This window comes from Entomohabitans teleogrylli (assembly GCF_001484765.1).
GTDB classification, from domain to species: domain Bacteria; phylum Pseudomonadota; class Gammaproteobacteria; order Enterobacterales; family Enterobacteriaceae; genus Entomohabitans; species Entomohabitans teleogrylli.
The window spans coordinates 61,001-67,707 of sequence record NZ_LLXO01000030.1 but is presented as its reverse complement, the minus strand read 5'-3'; the positions used below and the strand labels follow the sequence as shown (position 1 = coordinate 67,707).

Below are 6,707 nucleotides of genomic sequence, written 5' to 3'. Positions count from 1 at the left end.
TTCCGGAACCCCCAGCCTAGCTGGGGGTTTTCTGTGCACAAAAAAGGCCCTGTATCTATACAGGGCCTTATCAGTGGCATTGGCATTAAGCCTGGCGTTTTTGAGGGTTAACGCGCTCAGTGGCTTATGCGTCAGTGAGGGCTAAACTGACTTATTTATAGATAACCGCAGTACCATGCAGGTTGTTCGGACCGGCTACGGAGGTAATGCGGAAAGATTTCGCGCCCATCTCATCGGCTTTCGCCGCCAGTTTATCTTCCAGAGAACCCAGGTTAGTCCCCGCAGAAGCGGCAATGGTACCCACTTCTTGCTGCCCGGCAGGGGTAGACTGTACTTCAACTGCCGCGAAGCTGGCGAAAGACAGGGAACTGAGGATAGCGGCTGCGATGAGAGTATTGATAGTTTTCATGATTTTTGCCTTGTGCAGATGAGTAGTAAGGTCGTTATTTATTAACTTAACGATCGATAACTAAATCATAAATGTGATCATCATCACAGTCAAGTTTAATTTATAATAATCATTAATTAATTATTTATAACTTATTTTTCATAATGATAAAAAATGGCCACTTCCCTCTTTGGCCTGTGGCAGGTTAGCATGATTACTTTATAATGATCGTTCATGCACCGGCGGGAGTTAACGGCATCATGACAACAGTAGTAAGCAGTCGTGTGAAGAAAAGCCGCGGGCGTCCGAAGACATTTGACCGCGACGCGGCGCTCGATAAAGCCATGACGCTATTCTGGCAACATGGCTATGAAGCCACCTCAATGGCTCATCTGGTGGAGGCGACCGGTGCCAAAGCCCCGACGCTATACGCTGAATTCACCAACAAAGAAGGTCTGTTCCGCGCCGTGCTGGACCGCTATATCGCCCAGTTCGCCGCCAGACATGAAGCGCAGTTGTTCTGTGAACAGAAGAGTGTGCTGCAGGCGCTGGAGGATTATTTCACCGCGGTCTCCCTGTGCTTTACCAGTAAAGACACCCCCTCCGGCTGCTTTATTATCTGCACTTCTTCGGCGCTGGCCGCCTCTTCAGAAGAGATAGCCAACACCATCAAAGTGCGCCACGCGCAGCAGCAAGAGACACTGACGCGCTTCCTTCTGCAACGCCAGCAGCATGGCGAAATCCCCTCCGGCTGCGATATCCGGGCACTGGCCAGCTATCTGAACTGTATCCTGCAGGGCATGTCGGTCAGCGCCCGCGAAGGCGCCAGTGTTGACGATTTGCTCAATATCAGCCGCACCACCCTGCGTCTGTGGCCTGAGCTGATTAAGGGCTGAATCGCCCGAATTTTGGGCGCAAAAAAACCCATTCGCTGGCGAATGGGTTTTTAAATGCGCACCGACCGTCATCCCCGTTAACGGGCTGCCGTAGCGCTCTCTTCCGTCAGGATCAACTGGCCATTTTTATCCAGTGGAATTTGTGTCCCGGGATCGCGATCCATGCGGATTTTCCCCTGCTGATCGCCAATCCGGTAAGCCACGTCATAACCAATCAGCTTCTCTGATTTATCGTAAACGGTTTTGCAGCGCTGTTGGGTAGTGGTGTAAGTATCATTATCCTGCATCGCCCCCTGGACCTGGTTGCCGGCATAGCCGCCCCCCAGCGCCCCCACCACGGTGGCCACATCGCGGCCGCGCCCGCCGCCGAACTGGTGACCGATAACCCCGCCAGCGACAGCGCCAAGTACCGATCCGGCAATCCGGTTTTCATCCTGTACCGGACGGCGGTGGGTTACCGTGACATTGCGACACTCTTTACGTGGGTTCTTAACCGTCTCTTTAATTGGCGTGGCGGATACTACCTGCGCATATTGCGGGGCGCGATCGAATACGTTCAGACCAGCGACCGCCGCTACGCCCAGCGCAGCCGCTACGCCAATCCCTATGCCCGCTAACATAGATTTATTCATAGCCTTGTCTCCTGGCTTTGCTGACTCACTTAATTCTGGAATCAGGTTACAACGCTGACAATGCGGTCAACGGATGAAAAATGCGGATTACAGCGACATAGCGGTTGATTTCAGAGCAATCTGAGGAGTGATAAAAATCTGGCAGGATAAAAATCTCCCCTCCCGGGAAGGAGGGGAATTAACCATCAGTGTAGCTTGAGGCGTGGTCGAATCACGCGGTTGATACTGCCGACCAACATCATCAGCCCGGTTTTAAAATAACCGTGCAGCGCGATCTGGTGCATACGATACAGCGAAATGTACACCACCCTGGCAATACGCCCTTCCACCATCATCGAACCGCGCATCAGGTTACCCATCAGGCTACCAACGGTTGAGTAGTTGGACAGCGACACCAGCGAACCGTGATCTTTGTAGAGATACCCTTTCAACGGTTTACCTTTGATCTGCGCCAGAATGTTATGCAGGGCGCAACTGGCCATCTGGTGAGCCGCCTGAGCACGCGGCGGTACAAATCCCCCTTCGGGACGGGCGCAGGATGCGCAGTCGCCGATGGCGTAAATATCCGGATCGCGGGTGGTCTGCAGCGTCGGCTCCACCACCAGTTGATTGATGCGGTTGGTTTCCAGCCCGCCGATATCTTTCAGGAAGTCCGGCGCTTTAATACCCGCCGCCCAGACCATCAGATCGGCGGCAATAAATTCGCCGTTTTTGGTGTTCAGGCCGTTAGCTTCGGCGCTGGTGACCATGGTCTGAGTCAGAACTCTGACGCCCAGTTTCGTCAGTTCGCTGTGAGCCGCAGCGGAAATACGCGGCGGCAGCGCCGGCAGGATGCGTTCCCCGGCCTCCACCAGCGTGACATTCAGGGCCTCATTCGTCAGCCCTTTGTAGCCATAACTGTGCAGTTGTTTGACCGCATTGTGCAGTTCGGCGGAAAGCTCCACACCGGTGGCCCCGCCGCCGACAATCGCGATATTAACTTTACCGTTAACCCCCATACTGGCGGAGTATTTGAGGAACAAATTGAGCATTTCATGGTGGAAACGCCGCGCCTGATGCGGGTTATCGAGAAAAATACAGTGATCTTTCACGCCCGGCGTATTGAAGTCGTTTGAGGTACTGCCCAGTGCCATGATCAGCGTGTCATAAGGGAGTTTGCGCTCCGGCACCAGCAGTTCGCCTTTCTCATCATGCAATTCGGCAAGGGTGATGGTTTTGGCTTCGCGGTTAATATCCACCACTGAGCCCAACTGGAACTGAAAATGGTGGTTACGGGCATGCGCCAGATAGCTCAGCGCATCCACACCTTCATCCAGCGAACCGGTCGCCACTTCATGGAGCAGCGGTTTCCAAAGGTGACTGTGATTGCGATCGACCAGCGTGATTTTCGCCTTTTTGCCGCGGCCGAGTTTTTTGCCCAGCTGTGTCGCCAGTTCCAGCCCGCCGGCGCCGCCGCCAACAATCACAATCTTTTTCAATGGCGTAGTCAACGAGACCCCCTTAAATAATAAACCAATTGTTAATTCAAAGTTATTAAAATAACGTTTAACTAACAACAGGTTGCCATCGGCGTCGTGTAAATTTCCTTAAAGAATACCACGATCGGTGCATTGGTCATACCAAATTTGATGTGAATCAAAATATTTACCTGAAAGTATCAACAAAACGGGCCAGCGCAAGGCTGACCCGTCAGGTTACACGCAGGTAGAGAGAATGTTAGCCAAGGGTTTTAAAGGCTTTGATACGCTGCAAATGTGGGGAGATATTTTTGAATTTATGCGTCTGTTGCTCGTCCCAGACAATCTCATAAAAATGGTGCAACACGTCGGCCGAACGAGTGTTGTCCAGCGCTTCGTCATTGCGGGATAAAATGGCCATACAGCGATCGCGGTTCTTTTCCCGGAAATTTTCTACACACTTGGTGGCGATGTCGACATACTCTTCCGGTCTGTCGATCTTACCTTCCATGTTTTCATAGGGAAAAAGATTCGGATTGAAAATCACCTGGCGCACATCGCACAAGAATCCAATCCGCTCCGCCCAGTATCCGCCCAGACCTACGCCACAGATTAGCGGCCGCTCATCCACATTCAGCTGCAACATTTTATCCACCTCTTTCAGCAGGTGTTGCATATCATGTTTAGGATGCAGGGTGCTGTAACTGATCAGCCGGACATCAGGGTCGATAAACTGCAGTTGCAGCACCTTCTCATGATTTCCCGGACTGCTGGAATCAAAACCGTGTAAATAGATAATCATGACATCCTCACTACACAACATCAGGCTCCGGAAGCCTGAGGATTAATGACCCGCCTTATGGGCTTCCCAGCGCTCGTGAAGCTCGGTTAACTGCTGGTTGGCCGCCTTCCAGCGTGCCGATGCCCTCAGTTCTTCACGAGTAAATGAGCCTGTATGATACAAACCTGTAACACGTTCTGCTTTGACCGGTGACAGATTATCCAGCACGCTAATCGCGCCTTTACGATTATTGCAGACCAGGATCATATCGCAACCGGCATCCAGCGATGCCTGGCCGCGCTCGGCATAGCTGCCCATGATGGCCGCGCCTTCCATCGACAGATCGTCAGAAAAAATCACGCCGTCAAATCCCAGTTCTTTACGCAGCACGGTTTTCAGCCAGTATGGCGAGCCGCTGGCCGGTAGCGGATCCAGCTCGCTGTATATCACATGCGCCGGCATCACGGCATCCAGCAGACGTTTTTCAATCAGGCTGCGAAAAACCTGCATATCCCGTTCGCGGATCTCCTGCGCCGGACGCGGATCGCGCGGCGTCTCTTTGTGGGAATCCGCCGCCACGGCGCCGTGGCCGGGGAAATGCTTACCGGTGGTCTTCATTCCGGCGCTATGCATACCATCAATCACCTGTTCCGCCATTTGCCGGGCAAGATGCGGATCGGCATGATAAGAGCGTTCGCCGATCGCGGCGCTGATATGGCCGACATCCAGTACCGGAGCAAAGCTGATATCAATATCCATGGCGATCATTTCGCTGGCCATCAGCCAGCCCGCTTCCCTGGCCAACGCTCCCCCCTGCTCCACGCCCAGCATAGCAGCGAAAGACTGCGCCGCCGGCAAGCGAGTAAACCCTTCCCGGAAGCGCTGCACGCGCCCCCCCTCCTGATCCACTGCCACCAACAGATGATGGCGCGAGGCCTCACGAATCTGGCGCACCAGTTCACGCAGTTGCTGCGGATCGTGATAGTTACGGGTGAACAGGATCAACCCGCCGGTCAGCGGATGCTGGAGTATTTCCCGCTCTTCGGCATCCAGTTCATAACCCGCCACATCCAGCATTAAAGGACCCACAACCTTTCTCCTTAATCTTGTTTATGCCGCAGACGATGCCATGCTTCGTCCGCCTGTCTGATAAATGTCCGGTCCCCGGTTTGTTGCCAGCGGCATTCATACCACGACGCCATCAGCAATCGCGCCCAGGGGCGCCAGCGCGCCACCTGGCGCTGCAAAACACCGCTGTCAATGCGCGCCTGTCTGGCGTATTCCGCCACCAGTTCCCGGCGCCGGGTGTGACTTTCCACCACCACGGCAGCCAGCTCCAGCGCCACATCGCCATCGCCGGCATACTCCCAGTCAATCAGGCGCAGTCCGTCGGGCTGCCAGACCAGATTACCGGCGTGAATATCCATATGCAGCGGCGCCAGGCGCAACGGATGGGGCTCTCCCTGACGAGCCAACCGTTGCCATTGCTGTAGCCAGTCGAGGGAACGACGCGCCGGATCGGCCTGTCCCCAGTAAAAAGCCAGTAGCGGGCGCAGCGTAATCCGCCAGCCAAACAGAGGACGATGGTGCAGATGATACAGCAACCCGGCCAGTTGCGGCAGCGGCGGAAGCCGCTCAACCACCTCACCCTCCAGCCATTCGGCGATAAGATAACCGGATTCCAGCCCCCGCGGAGTCGGCGCCAGTTGCGGCGCCATACGCTTCAGCGCCCGATAATGGCGTGACAGCGACACACCAGGCATGGCGTCAGACATCGCCCGGCGCAGGGAAAGCGGACCAACCTGCGTAACCAGACGCAGGGTGCCGCCGTTTAACCCGGGATGATGACAAAAAGAACCGGCGGCCTGCTCAGCCGCCGGAATGGATTGCCGGATAATATCACGCCATTCGGCGTTACTGGGTCTGACGGACCGCACCTTTACCCGACCAGATAATTTCCCCGGATTGCACCATCATCAGTTGCATCGACAGCGCCGGCGTATTGACATTTCCTGAGGCGCTGGAGTACAGGACGTACTGCGCGCCAACATTGCGGGCGATACCAATCGCTTTACTGCGGCTGCCGAGACTGTCATTGGCGGACAGCCCGAGTTGCTGTTTAGCCAGCGAAAGTTGCTGCGCGCTCACCAGCACAAATTTGCCGTTGTTGGCCAGCGCATTACGTAACGCCTCGGTGGCCGGGCCGCTTTGCAGGCTGCCGTTAGTACGGTTATTGACACTGTCCACCAGCAGCACACTACCGGAATTGACGCCATCGGCCTGCAGCATTTTGTCCACCATCGGCGCAACAGCGCCGCTCCAGTCATAATGACGCACTTTCGGTTCCGGCGCGGAAGTATCAGGCGGCGTGACAGGACCAGGCTGTTCCGGAATCCCCGGAACCGGCGGCACCGTCGGTACTGTCGGCGGAGCGGGTTGCCCGGTGCCAGGTTTCACGGGCTCCACCGGCGCAGGCGGTTCTTCGCGCGTAATACAGCCGGACAGCACCATTGCGGCTGCTATCAGCCAGACGTATCGGGAAATTCCCCTCAT

8 protein-coding genes are annotated in these 6,707 nt (G+C 55.2%); 1 reads left to right on the top strand and 7 read right to left on the bottom strand.

Features of this window, described 5'->3' with window-relative positions; translation table 11 throughout:
* Positions 1-151: 151 nt before the first annotated feature.
* The gene (gene bhsA / locus AQ981_RS22450) at positions 152-409 is read right to left on the bottom strand and encodes a multiple stress resistance protein BhsA (RefSeq protein ID WP_058913996.1); all 258 of its coding nucleotides are present in this window, start codon (positions 407-409) and stop codon (positions 152-154) included.
* 239 nt (positions 410-648) lie between these two features.
* Here bhsA and AQ981_RS22445 point away from each other — a divergent pair, with 239 nt between their 5' ends.
* The gene (locus tag AQ981_RS22445; protein ID WP_058914002.1) at positions 649-1,284 is read left to right on the top strand and encodes a TetR/AcrR family transcriptional regulator; all 636 of its coding nucleotides are present in this window, start codon (positions 649-651) and stop codon (positions 1,282-1,284) included.
* A 77-nt stretch (positions 1,285-1,361) separates the two neighbouring features.
* On the opposite strand, the gene AQ981_RS22440 is transcribed toward AQ981_RS22445, so the two are convergent.
* The 6 genes from AQ981_RS22440 to lpoB form a co-directional block, all read right to left on the bottom strand.
* On the bottom strand, positions 1,362-1,916 hold the full coding sequence (locus AQ981_RS22440; protein ID WP_058913995.1) for a glycine zipper 2TM domain-containing protein: 555 nt from the start codon (positions 1,914-1,916) through the stop codon (positions 1,362-1,364).
* 185 nt (positions 1,917-2,101) lie between these two features.
* Entirely contained in the window at positions 2,102-3,406 is a 1,305-nt protein-coding gene (locus tag AQ981_RS22435; RefSeq protein WP_058914001.1) for an NAD(P)/FAD-dependent oxidoreductase, read from the bottom strand.
* A gap of 226 nt (positions 3,407-3,632) precedes the next feature.
* Positions 3,633-4,175, bottom strand: a complete 543-nt coding sequence (ycfP, locus tag AQ981_RS22430; RefSeq protein WP_058913994.1) for an alpha/beta hydrolase YcfP — start codon at positions 4,173-4,175, stop codon at positions 3,633-3,635.
* Between the two features lie 42 nt (positions 4,176-4,217).
* Entirely contained in the window at positions 4,218-5,243 is a 1,026-nt protein-coding gene (nagZ, locus tag AQ981_RS22425; protein WP_058913993.1) for a beta-N-acetylhexosaminidase, read from the bottom strand.
* Between the two features lie 11 nt (positions 5,244-5,254).
* On the bottom strand, positions 5,255-6,091 hold the full coding sequence (gene thiK, locus AQ981_RS22420; RefSeq protein WP_058913992.1) for a thiamine kinase: 837 nt from the start codon (positions 6,089-6,091) through the stop codon (positions 5,255-5,257).
* Complete coding sequence (gene lpoB, locus AQ981_RS22415) at positions 6,069-6,707, bottom strand: penicillin-binding protein activator LpoB (RefSeq protein ID WP_058913991.1); 639 nt, start codon at positions 6,705-6,707, stop codon at positions 6,069-6,071. Before lpoB ends, thiK begins: the two co-directional genes overlap by 23 nt.

Excerpts from the sequence above, each read along its gene's own strand:
- bhsA (WP_058913996.1), bottom strand. The coding sequence starts at position 409 with ATGAAAACTATCAATACTCTCATCGCAGCCGCTATCCTCAGTTCCCTG.
- AQ981_RS22445 (WP_058914002.1), top strand. The coding sequence starts at position 649 with ATGACAACAGTAGTAAGCAGTCGTGTGAAGAAAAGCCGCGGGCGTCCG.
- AQ981_RS22440 (WP_058913995.1), bottom strand. The coding sequence starts at position 1,916 with ATGAATAAATCTATGTTAGCGGGCATAGGGATTGGCGTAGCGGCTGCG.
- ycfP (WP_058913994.1), bottom strand. The coding sequence starts at position 4,175 with ATGATTATCTATTTACACGGTTTTGATTCCAGCAGTCCGGGAAATCAT.
- lpoB (WP_058913991.1), bottom strand. The coding sequence starts at position 6,707 with ATGAGGGGAATTTCCCGATACGTCTGGCTGATAGCAGCCGCAATGGTG.